This is a genomic window from Flagellimonas meridianipacifica (genome assembly GCF_003001695.1).
In the GTDB taxonomy this organism is placed as follows: domain Bacteria; phylum Bacteroidota; class Bacteroidia; order Flavobacteriales; family Flavobacteriaceae; genus Flagellimonas; species Flagellimonas meridianipacifica.
In genome coordinates this window covers 1,592,693-1,610,231 of record NZ_PVYX01000001.1, presented here as the reverse complement: position 1 = coordinate 1,610,231, position 17,539 = coordinate 1,592,693, and the positions used below count along the sequence as shown (strand labels likewise).

Annotated in this window: 17 protein-coding genes; 2 read left to right on the top strand and 15 right to left on the bottom strand. The window is 37.7% G+C overall.

The genetic code is table 11. The features are described from left to right. Window positions 1–115: 115 nt before the first annotated feature. The 6 genes from merA to CLV81_RS07415 all read right to left on the bottom strand — a co-directional run bounded on the left by merA (window position 116) and on the right by CLV81_RS07415 (window position 6,108). Entirely contained in the window at window positions 116–1,768 is a 1,653-nt protein-coding gene (merA, locus tag CLV81_RS07440) for a mercury(II) reductase (protein ID WP_106144392.1), read from the bottom strand. Beyond that, complete coding sequence (locus CLV81_RS07435) at window positions 1,768–2,124, bottom strand: heavy-metal-associated domain-containing protein (protein WP_106144391.1); 357 nt, start codon at window positions 2,122–2,124, stop codon at window positions 1,768–1,770. Before CLV81_RS07435 ends, merA begins: the two co-directional genes overlap by 1 nt. A 47-nt stretch (window positions 2,125–2,171) precedes the next feature. Continuing rightward, complete coding sequence (gene merTP / locus CLV81_RS07430) at window positions 2,172–2,777, bottom strand: mercuric transport protein MerTP (protein WP_106144390.1); 606 nt, start codon at window positions 2,775–2,777, stop codon at window positions 2,172–2,174. Next, complete coding sequence (locus CLV81_RS07425; protein WP_106144389.1) at window positions 2,774–3,148, bottom strand: ArsR/SmtB family transcription factor; 375 nt, start codon at window positions 3,146–3,148, stop codon at window positions 2,774–2,776. The genes merTP and CLV81_RS07425 overlap by 4 nt, the downstream gene beginning before the upstream one ends. A 270-nt stretch (window positions 3,149–3,418) precedes the next feature. Beyond that, window positions 3,419–4,165 carry a transporter gene (locus CLV81_RS07420; protein WP_158259093.1) on the bottom strand — a complete coding sequence of 249 codons (747 nt, stop codon included), beginning with the start codon at window positions 4,163–4,165 and terminating at the stop codon, window positions 3,419–3,421. Between the two features lie 269 nt (window positions 4,166–4,434). Then, window positions 4,435–6,108 (bottom strand): MutS-related protein, encoded by a 1,674-nt coding sequence (locus CLV81_RS07415; RefSeq protein ID WP_106144387.1) that lies wholly within the window; start codon window positions 6,106–6,108, stop codon window positions 4,435–4,437. A 208-nt stretch (window positions 6,109–6,316) separates the two neighbouring features. Here CLV81_RS07415 and xerA point away from each other — a divergent pair, with 208 nt between their 5' ends. Beyond that, window positions 6,317–7,117 (top strand): site-specific tyrosine recombinase/integron integrase, encoded by an 801-nt coding sequence (gene xerA, locus CLV81_RS07410; RefSeq protein ID WP_158259092.1) that lies wholly within the window; start codon window positions 6,317–6,319, stop codon window positions 7,115–7,117. A gap of 240 nt (window positions 7,118–7,357) precedes the next feature. Here xerA and CLV81_RS07405 read toward each other — a convergent pair whose 3' ends face one another. The 6 genes from CLV81_RS07405 to CLV81_RS07380 form a co-directional block, all read right to left on the bottom strand. After that, window positions 7,358–8,581 carry a site-specific integrase gene (locus CLV81_RS07405; protein ID WP_106144386.1) on the bottom strand — a complete coding sequence of 408 codons (1,224 nt, stop codon included), beginning with the start codon at window positions 8,579–8,581 and terminating at the stop codon, window positions 7,358–7,360. Between the two features lie 316 nt (window positions 8,582–8,897). Beyond that, window positions 8,898–10,151, bottom strand: a complete 1,254-nt coding sequence (locus CLV81_RS07400) for a S41 family peptidase (protein WP_106144385.1) — start codon at window positions 10,149–10,151, stop codon at window positions 8,898–8,900. Window positions 10,152–10,500: 349 nt separating this feature from the next. Continuing rightward, the gene (locus CLV81_RS07395) at window positions 10,501–10,821 is read right to left on the bottom strand and encodes an antibiotic biosynthesis monooxygenase family protein (RefSeq protein WP_106144384.1); all 321 of its coding nucleotides are present in this window, start codon (window positions 10,819–10,821) and stop codon (window positions 10,501–10,503) included. A 53-nt stretch (window positions 10,822–10,874) separates the two neighbouring features. Then, complete coding sequence (locus CLV81_RS07390) at window positions 10,875–11,510, bottom strand: cupin domain-containing protein (RefSeq protein ID WP_211297991.1); 636 nt, start codon at window positions 11,508–11,510, stop codon at window positions 10,875–10,877. 51 nt (window positions 11,511–11,561) lie between these two features. Then, window positions 11,562–12,218 (bottom strand): FMN-dependent NADH-azoreductase, encoded by a 657-nt coding sequence (locus tag CLV81_RS07385; protein WP_106144383.1) that lies wholly within the window; start codon window positions 12,216–12,218, stop codon window positions 11,562–11,564. 58 nt (window positions 12,219–12,276) lie between these two features. Further along, on the bottom strand, window positions 12,277–13,107 hold the full coding sequence (locus CLV81_RS07380) for a sigma-70 family RNA polymerase sigma factor (protein ID WP_158259091.1): 831 nt from the start codon (window positions 13,105–13,107) through the stop codon (window positions 12,277–12,279). A gap of 302 nt (window positions 13,108–13,409) precedes the next feature. Between CLV81_RS07380 and CLV81_RS07375 the strand changes: the two genes are divergently transcribed. Then, on the top strand, window positions 13,410–14,117 hold the full coding sequence (locus tag CLV81_RS07375; RefSeq protein ID WP_106144381.1) for an urease accessory protein UreH domain-containing protein: 708 nt from the start codon (window positions 13,410–13,412) through the stop codon (window positions 14,115–14,117). On the opposite strand, the gene CLV81_RS07370 is transcribed toward CLV81_RS07375, so the two are convergent. The 3 genes from CLV81_RS07370 to hypD form a co-directional block, all read right to left on the bottom strand. Further along, entirely contained in the window at window positions 14,114–15,208 is a 1,095-nt protein-coding gene (locus tag CLV81_RS07370; protein WP_106144380.1) for an NHL repeat-containing protein, read from the bottom strand. The genes CLV81_RS07375 and CLV81_RS07370 overlap by 4 nt on opposite strands. Before the next feature lies 1 nt (window position 15,209). Further along, complete coding sequence (gene hypE / locus CLV81_RS07365; RefSeq protein WP_245911954.1) at window positions 15,210–16,283, bottom strand: hydrogenase expression/formation protein HypE; 1,074 nt, start codon at window positions 16,281–16,283, stop codon at window positions 15,210–15,212. A 158-nt stretch (window positions 16,284–16,441) separates the two neighbouring features. Beyond that, a complete protein-coding gene (hypD, locus tag CLV81_RS07360) occupies window positions 16,442–17,536 on the bottom strand; it encodes a hydrogenase formation protein HypD (RefSeq protein ID WP_106144379.1) in 1,095 nt (364 codons plus the stop codon). Window positions 17,537–17,539: the final 3 nt, after the last annotated feature.

Genomic DNA, 17,539 nt, shown 5'->3' with positions numbered 1-17,539 from the left:
GTTTGGTCAATGTTCAAAAGTAGGATATTTTGCGATGGGGAAGGCACTCTCTCTTGCAAGTTTTGGTCAAGCGTTGGCTGGTGCGACTTGCAAGAGTGTGTGCCTTTGGGTCGGGCTAACTAGCACAGCAACTCAATTTCGATACGTCCTTTCCAAAAGTTATCGCTGCTAATTTGATGCCTTCTCCTAAAGTCAGGTAAGGATAAAAACTGTCCGCCAAATCTTTTACGGTTATTCCGTATTTGATAGCCATACTTAACTGTTGGATAAGTTCTCCGCCTTCAGGTGCGATTACTCTTGCGCCTATTAGTTTGTCGGTTTCGGTGTTGCGAATGAGTTTAATAAATCCTCTTGTGTCGTTTGCTGCAATCGCTCTCGGCACGCCTTTAAGTTCCAATTTAGAAACTTCATAACGAATGCCTTTTGCTTCTGCTTGTGTTTCATCCAAACCTGCACCTGCTATTTGTGGGTCTGTAAAAACTACCCAAGGCAAAGAAGAATAGTCCGCTTTGTTTTCTGCTCCTGAGAATGCGTTTTCAACCGCAATTTTACCTTCAAATGCAGCTGTATAGACAAAGGCAGGGGTGTTAGTTACGTCACCTGCTGCGTAAATGTTGGATAGATTGGTTTCCATTTTTTCATTCACGGCAATGTGTCCACTTTGAGTGAGTTCCAAACCAATATTTTCTAATCCCAATTGGCTTGTGTTAGGTTTTGTGCCTGTGGCAATAACTACTTTCCCTTTTTCTATGATTTTGGTAAATGAGCCATCAGGACATTTACAATGAATGATGGATCCATTTCCTTCTTTCTCGAATTTTACAGCTCTAAAATTGGGTAAAATTTCAATGCCTTCTTCTCGCATTTGGTTTTCTAATGCTTCACTGATGTCGGGGGGTTGTGTTCTTAATACTCTGTCTGTAAATTCAATGATGCGGACTTTTACACCCAAGCGGTTGTAAGCCATGGCGATTTCCAAACCTATATAACCTGCTCCCATAATGGTGAGGCTTTCCGGCTTTTCTTCCAGGTCGAAAAGCGAAACATTGGTCAGGTAGTCAATTTCGTCCAATCCTTCAATTTTGGGAATGTTGGTGGTAGCTCCGGTGGCAATCAAAAATTTGAGAGCTTTGTAGTCCTTTCCATCGACTTCAATTGTTTTATTGTCTTTGAATTTCGCCCAACCTTTTAGCAAGGTTAGGTTCTGGAAGTCGCTCACCACGTCCATGTACTTTTTCTCCTGAAGTGTGGCTACCAATTTTTTCTTGTCTTTGATGACTTGGGCAAAATCAATGTCCACGCCTTTTGGTCGTATGCCTTCAAAGTTGGAATGCGTAGCGTGATAGGCGGTTTCAGCTGCTCTAATCAGATTTTTTGAAGGAACACAACCCACATTGACACAAGTTCCGCCAAAGTCCAGCCCACCGTTTACCATTAATGTGGTTAACCCCAAACTTTCTGCTTTGATAGCTGCCGAAAATGCAGCCGAACCTCCACCGATAATGATTAAATCAAATTGATTATTTTCACTGTTTCCATTTTCAGAGATTTCATCTTTTACACGATAGTTTTTTGTGCTGTTGATGGTGTTGATGATTTCTTCTTTGCTTGTCTTAGTAGGGTCAAAAGAACATTCGCAAGTGGCTTTCGGATAGCTCACATTGGCTTCTTTTACTCCCTCGTTTTTAGAAAGAAGTTTTTCAATGCCTATGGCACAATGGTCGCAGGTCATGCCTGTGATGTCGAGTTTTATTGTTTCTTGCATCATTAGGATTTCTTTTTTGGAGTTTCTTTAATAATCTCGGCTTTATAGCCTGTCTTTTCAATCACTTTGATGATTGCTTCAGGGTTCGTTTTTTTCGGGTCGTATTGAATAGTTGCCAAATCCCCTGGGTATTCCACCTTGTGTTCCATAATCCCGTCCACTTCTTTTAGGGCATTTGAAATATGGTTGGAACAACCTGCACAAGTCATTCCCGTGATTCTCAGTTTTAGGGCTTTGCCAGCTTCTTGGATTGTGTTTGTTGTTTTTGCTTTATGGTCAGTTGGTTTGCAACATTGAGCATTGACCTGAGTAATTCCTATCAGGAAAAAGGCACTCAATAGAATCAAATTCTTTTTCATTATGTAATTGTTTAATTAAGTTCTTAAATATGTAAAGCAAAAAAATACTATTTCTTACCAACCACTTTATAACCTGTGCCGTTGATTGCTTTTTCAATTTGAGCTAAACTCACTTTGGTTTGGTCAAATTCTACTTTGGCAGTCGCTTCTTCATAACTTGCATCCACTTTAAGAATGCCCGGTAATTTGTTCACCTCATTTTCTACGTGCGAAGCACAACCATTGCAAGTCATTCCTTTCACATCAAAAGTTACCGTTTGAATGTCAGAGGCATTGACGATTACAACTTCCTTCTTGTCGTTTGAGGGATAGAAAATGTGTGCATAGTGCGGAAAAGCAAGCATCAGGGCTGCAAATACGGTTACAATTCCCAAAAAAGTTTTGGTTTGCATAAAAGGTTTCTTTTCGTCTTCTTCGCAAGCACATTCTATTTCTTCAGCTGTTCGTGGTTTGAGTTTCTGATACCAGGCAAATCCCAAAACCAAAACGGTGATGCCGATAAGATAAGGTCTTGCAGGTTCCATCCACGAAAAAGTGGAAGCAATACCTGATGCTCCTGAAATCAGAGCTAATACTGGGGTAATGCAGCAAAGCGATGCTGCTACTGCCGAAAGCGCTCCCGCTCCGACAAGTCTGTTGTTTCTCTTGTTCATGCTGTTTTCAAATTTTGATTAATGATGTGTTTAAAAAATGGACGAAGTAAAGTCAGTTGCTCTTGTTTCAAAGAGTAGAAAATAGTTTGTCCCTCTCTTCTCCCTTCAATGACGTTACCGTCTTTAAGTTTTCGCAAATGTTGAGAAACAGCAGGGATGCTCATTCCGAGAATGTCTGAAAGGTCGCAAGGGCAGAGTTCGTTTTCTTCTTCTAAAAGAAATAAGATTTTGAGTCTTACTTCGTTTCCTGCTAATGCCAAAAGTCCACTTAGTTGACTAAATGCTTTTTCGTTGGCTTGTAGTGTTTCCCTACAATTTTCTATTTGAACCTTGTCAGCAAACACTCTTATACACGATTGATTATTTTCCATAATTTTCCTCTTTAGGGTTTAATAACGCAACAAAGATACAAATTGTTTTCTTAATTAAGCAAACACTTAAATATAACTCCCAATAAATCGGATTTGTCAGCGGTGGATGATTTAGCTCTTTTGGTTTTTTTAGGGTTGGCTTTCGTGTCGGCAAAAAACCAAATGTGCTAAATGTGTGGTGGGTTTTCAGGGTGACGCACAACGTTGAGTGTATGTGGCGTAGCTGCGTTTAGCAGCTATGAACATCATACACATTGTTGTGGGCAGTATTTATTTTTTTTCAATTAACCAACTACATCCAATCGACATATAATTCATCGTCCAATTTATTCCTGTTCCAAACGAAAAATCAAATTGCAAGTTTTCGTTAGCCAAATATGTAAATCCTGTATCGAAGTTTGCTAAAAGTTCTTCCATATTTGCTATTTCACCATATGGCTCAACATATATTCCAACTTCACTATTTATTCCTATTCCTAATGCTATTGAATAAGTAAAATCTCCTTTTTCTTCTCCGAAATAATTGTACCCTAAATTGTATCCTAAACCAACTTTTTCATTTATTGTATGCGAAATACTTAATTTATTTGAGCTTCCAAATTTTTCGCTTGTCAATCCGTCCGTACCTGTTGGTATAATCAAGTGTGTCAAAAATGCCACTTCAGTACATTTATCCTCGCCTTTAACTATTTGTATTTTCGTTCCTAATTCTAAATCGCTAATTCCTTCAAATCGATTTTCCCCTAATTTGAGCAACTCGAATTGATTTAAAATCCTTAATTCCATCCAATTTGCAATCCCATATCGGAATAAATTAGTTGGCAATAATAGTTGTCGTGTTCTTTCTTGATTTTCGCCTTCATATCCAATTAATAATCCACTTTCTAACTGTAAACTTCCTTTAGGAATAGTTGAAGAACTTTCTGTTTGGTCTGGTCTATCTGTTACAATTTGTGCATTTATTTTTTTACTAAAATTTCCAATTGTCAGTATCACGATTATTGCTATTTCTCGCATTCTTATTTTGTTTCTATTTATTCTGACTAACGTAAACCTATTACGCTGTAAATCAGTCATTTATAATTTTCTCAAATTTGCGACTTTTTTACGCTCAATCCCCATTTTTTCAGTTTACGTTAACCGATGGACTAAAGGCGACCGTCTATGGGGGATTGCCCACAACGGTCAAGTGTATGAGTAGTAGCGGATACACAATCATAAGCCTTTCGGTTTTACACTAACCGCTGTTTTATGTTTATAATTTCGTTTTATCACTTAAACCGCTATTACCTATACGCCGTGTTGCCAGTAGTGTTTTTCCTTAAATATGTTTGGTCTAATTCCTTAGCTATTCCGATTGCTTCCTTCACAACTTCTTTCGGATAATCGTTAATTTCAAGTATTCTAATAGCATTTCTTTTTTTTAGTCTTCCTTCTTTCAGTTTGTAATCAAATCCTACAGTTTTCTCGTTTACTGTTTCACTAAAATGGTACAGTTCATATTCATCTGACAACATATCAGTTAATTCTATGTCATGGGTTGAAACCAATATTTTGTTCTTATTTTTCGTTAAAGCAGATAAAACGGATTTTCCAGCAGAAATGCGTTCTACGGTATTTGTGCCTTTAAATATTTCATCTAACAGGAATAAATTTTTATTTCCGTTTTTACTCTCTTTCAGTATTTCTTTTATGGTTAATACTTCTTCAAAATAATAACTTTTATCGTTCATTAAATCATCACTTATTCGGATAGCTGAAAACACTTTTAATAAAGGAAAAGTAATTGATTTAGCAAAACAAGTATTAATTGTAAGACCTGTTATTACATTTAGTCCAATTGCACGAATAAAAGAGGTTTTTCCAGACATATTTGAGCCTGTAAGAAGTATCGATTTTTCCGCTATTTCAATGTTGTTAGTTGTGCAATTAAAAATTAAAGGATGGCTTATATCTTGAGCAATGATTTTATCTTTATCATTAATAATTGGAAAACAAAATGTTTTAAGTCCTTTTCTTAAAGATGCTATGGAAATTAGCATATCAATATGACCGACAAATTTAAAAACGCTTTCTATGTCGCTTCTTTTTGTGTTTACTCTTTTTAAAACACCAAATAACAATAGAGGCTCTAGCAGAAACATTGTTTTAAAAATCTCAAACAAAAACCAAGCTATTATTTCAAATTCACCTTGTAGTTTGGCTTCGACTGAAAAAAAAGACATTCTATTTTTAACTTCATTTATCAGTTTGATTGACTTTAGTAAGTCAGGATTTAGTTTTTTAAATAAGGGATTGGTAAATAAATGTGATGCAACATTATTAAGTTTTAAAAGTTGTGGAATTGAACCTACATATTGAATTAAATTATTTTTATTCCAATAATGAAGGACAAAATTCACACAAAAAACACCTAAAAGAACGATGAAAAATATAGGATTGAAGAAACCTAAAATCAACGACACTAAACTTGCAAACGATAATAGTTTTATTACAATAAACCATTTTGGTGGATTAAGATGCTCTTCTTGAAATAAAGTGGATATATAAAACGCATCTTTATGTTTTAGTTTTTCAAGCTTTTTTTGAACCGAAATTCTTAGTTTGGGATTTTTTGACAATTCAGTTATTATTTCTTCGTTTAATTTGGTTTGCTTTTCATTTAATTTTATAGTTCGAAGATGATTGTATAAATATTGTCGCCCAACTTTTGAATGAGTTCGGTCAAGCAACATAAACAAATCATCAAAATCCAAGTCGTTACAGGTTTTGTCTGATAATATTTGATAAGCTTTTGAGTTGTCTTTCTTTCTGAAGTATTTTTCGATACTGTCAAAGTCAAAGGAATCATCTTTCAGTTTTCCGAATGATTCTTTCAGCCTTTGATTTAACTCTTTTTTTCGGTTAAATTTTATTTGAGAGAAGGTGTATTTTATTTGAAATAGTATGTCTTTAATCATCAAGCAATTAGTGTAGCTTTTTTATTTTATGTTACAAAGAAATGTTCAGATTACTGTTCATTTGGTCAATTTTAACGAGGTGTTTTTGCATTACTGGCAACTATTGGATATCCGAACAATCCCGGATAACCATACCATTTTGGAATAAAAATAGTACTTTTTCATCATAAATAGATATCTTCACATTATTATGCCATTGCCTGATTTTGTGAAAATACTGGAGGTTAAGCGGTATAGTAAGAATACCATAGAGAGTTATTCCTCAATCGTAAAGATGGCCATTCAATTTTTCGAAAAGCCACTGAACAAGATTGATGAAACCGAACTTCACAGGTACTTCTATCATATGGTACACACTAAGAAAGTATCCTATTCCTATCAGAAACAGATAGCAATGGCCTTGAAGCTGTATTACAGGGAGGTTTTCGATCAAAACATTAACCTGGAATTTCTGTTCCCAAGTAGAAAACCGGACAGACTTCCCGTAGTCATCGCAAGAAAGGAAGTTCTTAAAATCATTGAAAAAGCCAACAACATCAAGCATAAGAGCATGATAGCCGTGGTCTACAGTGCAGGCTTAAGGGTAGGCGAGTTGATTGCACTTGAAATCAAGGATATAGATTCATCCAGAATGGTGATACATATTAAATCAGGAAAGGGCAACAAGGACAGGATAGTACCCTTATCTGAAAAAACCTTGTCAATGCTTCGTGAGTACTATAAAGAATATACGCCCAAACGATACCTATTTGAAGGCCAAAAGGGAGACAGGTATTCTTCGTCAAGTTTCAACAAGCTTCTCCAGGCTGCTGCCAAAAGGGCCAGAATAAATAAAAACATCACCGCGCATACCTTGAGGCACAGTTACGCAACGCACCTATTGGAAAATGGTACCGATATTAGAATCATCCAAAAACTTTTAGGGCACAATTCCATTAAGACGACCATGATTTATACCCAAGTTACTGAACCTACTTTGTTGAATGTGACAAGTCCTTTTGATGATTGAACCGTTCCATAAATTGGCCGATTTAAAAGACAAAATTCCGAATTGAATATCCTCAGAAGGATTAAGTCCCTTTCTTGGTCTTTTTTAGTAGTATTTTAAATTGACTTTTTGCGGGACTGAAATCTTCAACCAATAAATTGGAGTTCCAACCTTGAATCTAGTGCCCTTTCGGGCACTTTTTTGTGGTTAGGGGGAAAGAAGACAAACCGGGATTTTCAAAATACTTACAAAGGACTGGGGCTATCCCGAAAGTTTACCCATAATTTCGTCTTGGTACTCATCGATTTTGGCTTTTTTAAGTCCGGCCAAGTAAGCTTGTGTGGTGCTAATGCGCTTGTGTCCCAACATTTGGGAAATGGCCGTCAGGGGAATCCCCATATCATTGGCACTTGAAGCAAAGGAATGACGGGCCGCGTAGCTCGTGATGTTTTCATCAATCCCAGCAAGCTTGGCTAGTTTTTTCAAACTGTCGTTGTACCTTTTTCTAGCCCAAACGATTTGATTGTAGCTTTCAATCGGATTTTCACTCTTGACAACATCCAACAGATAATCGCTTCTTTTCTTGCCTTCTGTAAAATAGGAAAGCAAGGGTTTAAGTTGGTCATGGATTTTTATGTTGTACGGCTCATCAGTCTTTTTTCTTGAATATCTGATACGACCATCAACGATGTTGGACAGTTTGAGATGGGCCATATCAACGTAGGACATGCCGTTGAGCAGGAAGCTCATCATAAAAATATTCCTATCCCTGAACAGGGCAGTATCTTTTTCAAGGTCAAGCTCGGCAATCTTTCGAATGGCATCAATGGGCAATGCTCGTTTTTCAGGTTTCCCGTTCCGAATGACATAATCATCAAAAGCGTACCCTTCTTTGTCTGCAACCCCTGCTTTGATGGCTTTTCGATTTATAGCGCGTATGGTTCTTAAGTATACACTCAGACCGCCCAATTTGTTGCCCTTGGCCAAATGATGTTTCTCAAATCGGTTAAGGAAATCAAGGTTAAGTTCATCGAAAGAAAAATCTTTGTCATTCCTAAAATTCTTGACTGCTTTGAGTGCATGTTTGTAAGCCCTGGCATTTCCAATACGGTTTGATTTGACCAGATCCGCAATTTGCTGCTCGGCAAACTGGTAAAAGGTTACCTTGTTGGTAGTTCTTGTAATATGGCTTCGCACCTCAGATATGCTCATATATTTGAGCCTGTCTTTATCTTCTAATTGGGTAAGGATGTCTACCATGTGAGCCATTTTCTTCTGTAAAAGATTGTTCAGTCGTGCAGGAGATTCCGTACCCTTAAATGATAGTCTTATTTTTTGCCGTTTTTCATCCCATTCAGATGTAGCCAATTTATGTCCGGTTCCGATGCTTGTGGTTTTTCTATTGTGGGTCAAGCGAAAGATTAAAGGGAAGATTTTGGTATCTTTTCGTCGTGTGTCCAAAGAGAGTTTTAGATAGGTAGCCATACTGAATGTTAAAATCTGCGTGCAAATTTGCACGCAGATTGCACGCAAAAATTGGTTTTATACGGTCTTGTTTGTACTTAAAGATATGGAAAATCGCCGAAACCCCTTGTGTTTATTGACTTTTTAATCCATATGAATTCAAATAAATTCTGCCTGTCACGCAGGGGGTCGCGGGTTCGAGTCCCGTCCAGACCGCATAAAGCTCCGTAAATACGGAGCTTTTTTCGTTTTTAGGATTTGGTTTTCAGCTTTTTAAAAATTTCAAGTACAGGTCTTTTGTTTTTTATCATAAACTGTTATCAGATATATGTGCTAACTACTTCTGTTTGATATCCTTGATAATCCATTCCAGCATATTGTCAACTCCATTGGAATAGTTCTCCCAATTGTATTCAATCAGAACATCAGGCTGAACTCCCGCCGTGACATTGTCTTGGAATCTAAAGAGTCTTTTGGAATATGTAATTATCAGTTTAGAATTGGGCAATGTGAATTGCCCCATATCTTGATACCCGGTTGGATTTGAACCTGTAGGTTCACCAACAATTTTGGCATTTAGGATTTGTCTGAATTGCGAAGCATTGCTTGTCCCAGCAGAGAAAGTCACTCTATCGGTTAAAAGATAAACCCCTGACTTAAAGTCAATACTGTCGGCTAAATTTAAATAATAGGCCAAAAAAGTTCCCACAAAAAAGTCTCCACCTCCATTGTTTCTTAAATCTATTACTACTTGTTCGATTTGATTTTCATTCACATAATCCAGAACGGATTCTCCGAATTCCTCCATTCCTTCAAAAGATGGATAGCTTTCAAACTTGATATAAATCCCGTTTATATTTTGTATTGGACTGAACCAGAGAAAATCATATCCTGAATCGATAGGTTTTTGAATTTGTGGTGTTGCTACTTTCAGTGTCTGGAAATCTGTGTTTTCATAGTATTCCTCACTATCACTGGCGTCTAAGGACAGAGTAGATTTAGTACCCGTATCGTCTAAAAAAGTGAATTTTGCCTTAAGCTTAGTATTGGTCAATTGCAAACCAAACAAAACTTCTGAAATTACTAGATATCTTCCTGTTCTATAAACTTCTGATTGTTCATTTTCAACATATTGCGCAACTTTACTAACCTCTTCTTCGATGATACTGATTGGCTTGCCATCGATTTCCGTCAAGATTTTACCCAACAGATTGCTGTATTCATTTGACGTTTTGATGACTCTCCATTTCCTATTCATTTTATAGATTTCTATAGGAAATAAATGTGGTTCAACCCCTCGTAAAGACACTGCTGTATGTCCATCACCAATCTTGCGCGTTAACTGCATTAAGTCCACAATTATCTCGGTGTCACTTTTATCAGGTAAAGCGGATGTAATTTTCTGAAGTTCTTTTCCGAACTCCACGCTGTCGATGGTATTGTACAAATCGATATGATTTTGCTCAAGGTTCCTTTTGTACAAATCAAGGTCCTGAGTCCAATCAATCTCTTTGTTGTTTAACTTATTGGTTTGACCACAGGAGTTTGAAAGAACTAGTACAAAGAGACAAAAAGTCAAAAATTTAATCATGTTTTTGTTTTCTTACTTACGGATGTACTAAAGTACAGACGTTGGACCGTCCCATTAAGTTTTTTTTGTTTTAATTGTACATAAGAATTAATTGAACTGAGATGTTAGAAAAGAAACTGACATAGTAAACCATCTACTATCCTTATTACTGATTAAAGTGCAATCTCGTTTCATTATCTCCTATATATAAATTCGGTCAGGGATTTTTAATAGGAATTGGATACGTTAATATTTCCACTTACAGTAGGCATATCTTTTATTTCCTATAGTAATACTTTGGAATAAAACTTCATTCTTTTTTCGAAATGCCAGACTGGGATTTCAAGCCAGTTAATTGGGTTTGCCTTTTTCATTCTTTATCAAATCTGTAATCCTGTTCTACTCTAGCAATTCTAGTAACGAAATTCTTATACCAATCTTTTCTCCCTTTATTTCTTGCTACCGAATGTTCTACATTTTCCTTCCAATTCTTTATGGCGTGCAAACTGCTCCAATACGAAACAGTTATTCCCAAATCATTTCTTGCGGTTTCAATGCCTAGAAATCCATTCTGCTGCTTTGCCAATTCAATCATTCTATCGGCCATATCGGAATATCCATGATCTCCTTCCGTTCTTGTTGAACTAAAAATAACCGCATAATACGGCGGTTCTGGTGTCTCGGCAATCATTCGTTTAAGGTTTTATTATTTCTTTTGTTGATGACAATACCTACCTATCAATTTTATTCTTCTGTAGGTATCATGTTGTCAACATCTACCGGGAAACTATCATACTTATTGTAAAGCTTTAAAAACTTCTCAGGGTTTACCGGTACTTCATTCAATGTTTCATACAAACCCTTAAAGAATCCTTCGCGCTTTTCAGAGGGGTTAAAAATCAGTGTCACCACAACCGTCTCATTTGTATCATTTCTGAACCCATGAGGTGTGAACCTGGGTACGTAGACTACGGTTCCTGATTTTGCTTTTTGCGAGCCATCTCCCAACTCAATGGTAAGTGTCCCTTGACTTACAATAAAGGTTTCATCCATAAAGCGATGATAGTGCAACTTAGCTCCAATGGCATGAGGAGGAAGGGATATTTCATAGACTCCCAATTGACTGTTAGATAATTCACTGGTGACCTTAAAGGTCACTGAGAGATTGTTTAAAGTTAACATTTCTCCTTCCCCGGGATGAATAACACTTGCGCTATCAACCAACTCGTCTTCAAAATAATTGGGCGCTATCCGTTTAGGTTCTTTATGCTTCATTGTTGTATCCATTTTATTTGTGATGTTTTGGCTGAAAAGAATTCTTGGATTCATTAAAAGAATAGACCCCAATCCCATAGACTTTACAAACTCATTTCGTACCATTTAACTTAGTTCTTGGTAGACAATACCATTTTTTGAATTTCGATGTGTTTTCTAAACTTGATTAGGTATTTTCTGTGGTTCCTTTAAATCCAGCTTCTTCTCAAGTTCTTTTATGATGTTCTCTTTTTGTACCCTCAGATTACTTTCAAGTAGATTGCGATGTGCTGTACCTTCTAAAGGGAAAATGGCATTCAGTTTTAAACCAATAAACCCAAAAATTGTCTTTAGATAAGGTTCTTGAAAATCAAGCGTTTGCATTGATGTGTCCTTATAAACTTCTCCTTTACAGGTAATAATGTATGCCGCTTCATTCTCAATCAGTCCTTCATAACTACCATCTTCTCTCACCCTAAAAGTATGCCCTACCCTAACGATGTGGTCCAAATAAGACTTCAGTGTGGAAGGAATATTCAAGTTATACAAGGGGCTGCTCACCAAAATATGGTCCGCAGATTTCAACTCTTCAATTAATTGGTTGGATAAAGCAATAGCTTCCCTATTTTCCTCTGTGTATTCCGCCTCTGGTGTATAAAAAGCTTGCACAGTTTCATTTCGTAAATAAGGCACTTGCAATTCATTTAAATCTCGGTATATGACATTTCCTTTTTGATGGATTTTTCTCCATTTCGTTTCAAAAAAATCCGCCAGTGCCCTTGAATGTGAACCTTCCTTTCTTAAGCTGGCATCCAATCTTAACAGTGTTTTCATCTATTGAAGTTTTATGTTCTATAGACTGACAAACCCAGAGTAAAAAACGTGACATGTTTTAGCCGAAAAGTGCCTTTAGTTTCTGTGGGTCGACCACGGAATAGATACTTTTTATCCGATTTTTTTCGAATTCAAAGACCTGACAATTGTATAAAGCCTGGTTTTTATAGTACAAAATCGCCGGTTGATGATTAACAGAGCTCATTCTAACTTCCAATCCAGTCAAAAACGCCTTAAATACATAAAGCAATAGCTTCGATACGTCCGTTATACCCATTGTTACAGCTCTAACCACTTTAACACTTTCGCCACCATCAGCAGCCAGCAGTATATCTTCTGACAATAATTTTTTAAGGGTTGCAACATCCCCGGTTTTCATGGCTTCAACATAATACTTCAATTGCGATGTGTCCTGTTGATGAGCCTTATTTTTTAAAACTCTGGTAGTATTGAGTTTGTTTTTGGCTCTACTTAATAATTTTCTGGAGTTTTCAATGGTAAAACCTATAGTTTCAGCAATTTCTTTATGAGAATAGTCAAATGATTCCTTCAGTATAAAAACAGCGCGTTCTTTAGCCGATAATTTTTCGAGAAGCGTGAGCATGGAATAGGATAGGATTTCCTCTTTATTGATATTGTCGTCTGCCTTTTCTGTTGATATGGGTTCCGGCAACCAAATGCTATCAGCGGATATCTTTTTTTGCCTCTTTTTCAGATTGATGGATTGGTTGATTACTGATTTAATCAAAAAACCAATTTCATTTTCTATATGATTCTTATCGATAGAAAGGTACTTAATCAAAATGTCCTGCACAGTGTCTTTCGCATCCTCAGAAGAGCCAAGGATGTTATAAGCGTATGGAAATAGTATGTCGCTATAGTTTTTCAAATCTAAATTCTTATTGTATGACAATGTGGACAATGAAAAAGTGACATTTTAATTCAAGAATATTAATTAAGATGAAATTAGGAGGCTCTTGGTATTTTTCAACTGATAAATAACACTTTTCTTTACTAACAGCTTGGGAGAGACACTCTCCGAGAAGGTTGCTACGGTCATGAGAAAAAAATTTTAGTTCTTAACATAATTGGTTTGTTTCTATATTAGATTGAAATTATGTATTTCATATCAAAATCGTTTCATTTGCTGCAAAATATGCTAATGTCAGCGATTGTTGATATATTGTAGCAATGATTGTTCAATCCCTTTTTGCTGGAATCTTAGCCTCAGTACTTCATGTGGTATCCGGACCAGACCACCTTGCTGCAATTACCCCTTTGGCGATTGAGACCCGAAAAAGGGTATGGCGCATTGGTTTGTTTTGGGGCTTTGGACATCTCACCGGAATGTTGGTCATCGGACTACTATTTTTAGCCTTTAAAGAGGTTATTCCGGTTGAATTGATATCCGAGTATAGCGAACAACTGGTGGGTCTTGTACTTATAGGGGTAGGGATATGGGCCATTTTTAGGATTTTTTTCAAAGGAAAAGGCCATAAGCACCCGCATATCCATGGAGGCGATAAGCCTTATATACATGTTCACGACCACAACCACGCAGACAATACCTTGGAACATGAGCACACTCACTCCAAAGCACTACAACAAAATAGTTGGTCTTCATTTTTCATAGGAGTCCTACATGGTTTGGCAGGAATAGCACACTTTTTACTGTTGCTCCCTGTATTAGGTTTTGAAAGTCAATTTGAAGGGATACTCTATATTATTGGATTCGCCTTGGGAACCGTATTGGCTATGGTGATTTATGCTTACATCCTTGGAACAATATCCAATGGCTCAAAAAAACTACAAAGCCCAAATGCATTCCAGAGCATTCGAATTGCCGGAGGATTATTTGCTATAATTATTGGGGTTTACTGGCTGTATCTCGGCTTTTAAAGTAAAAGACCCATTACTGCCAAACGATGATTTCCCGTGTCGGCAACCACTAATTTATCCTTTTGTGTACAAATGGAAAAAGGCCAATACAAGGAGCTATCTGTTCCCACAATTGTATCCCTGTTTTCACTTCCAGTTTTGAAATCACGTTTGCCAATAACTGCATCAGCAACCTGATTATTAGTCTTGGGAATTCTTTCAAAATAGAGCAGTCTACTATTTCCTGTATCGTTGACCAACAATCCTTTCTTATAGAAGCAAACATCATAGGTCCAATTTAGGGTGTGGGCATCAGGAAAAAGTCCATATTGGTTTTGACCGCAAGCATCAAAATCAGGTTGCCCGATGATAACATCTGCTGGTGTATTGAAAGCTGTCTCCCAATTGCTCCATATCAAGGTTCGGTAAAACTGCGTATCGGCTACAGCCAAGACTCCATCTGAGTTTGTTTTAACTGAATACGGCCAGATAGGCTGGTTGTTTTCATAATCTCGAGTGGAAAAATCAGGTTTTCCGATAACCTTATCAGCGGCAGTATAATTTTCTAAAGGAATGGTTTTATAATAAAGGATTCTTCGATTACCTGTATCAGCCACCCAAAGTCGTTTCCCATCTGAAAAAACACCATAAGGCCAATGTAAACTTTTTGAGGTAGGACTTTTTGAAATCCCTTCTACATTCACCTCGTTCGATTTAAAATCAGGTTGCCCCAAAACCACATCTGCAGCTTGACCATTTTTGGTTGGTAATTGATGCCAAATCAGTACACGATGGTTCCAAGCATCCGCAACGATCAAACGTTTTCCGTCGCTCCAAATTCCTGAAGGATAGTGTAAACTTTCAGCTGCTACTGTACCTCCCGCGTTTCTTCCGGAACCCACTACATCTTGTTGGCCTAAAACAACATCGGGTTCTTGATGTAGTGAGGTGGGCAATTTGTGCCAAATAAAAACACGGTTCTGACCTGTATCTGAAACAAATAACATATCATTCACCAAGTGCACCCCTCTAGGTGCCAAAAAAGGTTTTTGTTCAGAGCCTTTAAAAATATAAGGGTTGGATATATGTTTACCTAGTGTAGAAAAATCCATACTAACAGATCCGTGGTAGTTGTTCCCCAGGTAACATGCTGACCACCCGTTTTCCACCAATGGCGCTTTCCAAAATGACCTGTCTAGGATGTTGTTCTGTAACCGTGCCTATTATTTTTGCGTGCAATCCATTCCCGTCTTCCCGCAATTCTGACAGGAAGTCTTCTGCAACTTCTTCCGCCACAAAAGCAATAAAAAGACCTTCATTGGCGACATAAAGCGGGTCAAGCCCCAATAATTCGCAAGCACTGGCAACCTGATCATCGATGGGGATATCCTTTTGGAAAATATCAATACCCAAATCAATGGATTGCGCCGTTTCCTTTAACACGGTGGCCACACCTCCACGAGTCGGGTCAGTTAACAGATGAATGCTCTCCCCAAACTGGTCCAAAAGACTAATTATGGTATGATTTAAATTGGTCGTATCACTCTGTATTTCAGAATCGAATTCCAATCCTTCCCGAACGGACATAATCGCCATACCATGGGTAGCCACTTGTCCACTGATGATGATTTTATCTCCTTTTTTGATGTTGCTAGCTGAGATATTTGCTTTGGAATGAACCTTTCCTATCCCCGAAGTATTGATGAAGATTTTATCTCCCTTCCCTTTTTCAACCACTTTGGTATCGCCAGTTACTACGTGCACCCCTGCTTTTTCACAAGCAAACTTCACGGCTACCAAGACCTCCCAAAACTCTAAAACTTTAAGTCCTTCTTCAATGATAAAACTTAAGGATAAATACTTAGGGATAGCCCCACACATGGCCAAATCGTTCACCGTACCGTTAACCGCCAATTCGCCAATATTTCCTCCTGGAAAGAATATAGGGGATACCAAAAAACTATCCGTAGAAAATGCGGTTTTACCTTCAAGCTCTAGAAATGCACCATCATGGCGAGTATCTAAAATGGGATTCGATAAGAGGTCAAAAACCCCACTATCCAACAATTTGTTGGTCAATAAACCACCACTACCGTGACCCAAAGTAATGACATCAAAATCCAATTTGGGCATGGGACATTGCAACTGCATGCGTAACTTTTTCTCTCTTGATTTTATTTTTTGCATATCTGTTTTAATCATGATACTTTTCGTCACCCTGAATTCATTTCAGGGTCTCATCTCTTTTAAATGATTGACGGCATCTGGATGAGATTCTGAAACAAGTTCAGAATGACGGTTTTCTGCTACTCCCACCATTTCAAGAAACAACCTAATTAATTTCTTTACGCCTCCACCATCCCCGAAAAATGATAATATGCGGCGCATGCACCCTCACTGCTTACCATGGGAGCACCCAACGGATTGGAAGGTTTGCACTTTTTACCAAATTGGGCACACTCAAAAGGTTTCTTGATACCCTTCATGATTTGACCCGATATACATTCCGGATTTTCCGGTGCTTCTTCAATGGAAACTTCATATTTTTTTGTGGCATCGAAGTCCGCATATTTCGATTTTACACCGTATCCACTCATCGGGATTTCCCCAATACCACGCCACATTTGATTTTGAACTTCAAATACTTCGTGGATTACTTTTTGTGCTTCGACATTACCCTCTTCACGGACGATACGCGCATATTGATTTTCCACTTCAGACTGGCTTTGTTCCAACTGGCGAATTACCATTAAAATACCTTGAAGCACATCCAAAGGTTCAAAACCGGTGACAACAATAGGCACCTTATATTTTGCAGAAAGCGGATGGTATTCTGCATTACCCATAATGGTACAAACATGACCTGCCGCTAAAAAACCATCGATTCGACTTTTTTCATCATCAATTACGGCTTTAATTGCGGGTGGTACAAGCACATGCGAAGCTAATATGGAATAGTTCTTCAATCCTTTTCGGTGTGCATGAATCACCGAAAGGGCATTGGCTGGTGCCGTAGTTTCAAACCCGACTGCAAAAAAGACCACTTCCTTTTCAGGATAATCTTCAGCAATTTTTACAGCTTCCAGCGGAGAGTAAAGGATACGAACATCCGCACCTTCTGCTTTTGCTTCCAAGAGGCTTTTCTCTGAACCGGGTACGCGAAGCATATCTCCAAATGAACAGAGAATAACTCCTTTTTCCAGTGCCAAATAAACCGCTTTATCAATTAGGTTTAAAGGGGTAACACAAACAGGGCAACCCGGGCCGTGAATCATAGTGACTTCTTTCGGCAACATCTCAATTATTCCGTTCTTCACCAAACTATGGGTCTGACCGCCACAGACTTCCATAATGGACCACGGTCTTGAAACCGTATTCTTGATTTCCTCCAAATACTTTTTTGCCAACTCTGGGTCACGATACTCTGATAAATATTTCATAAC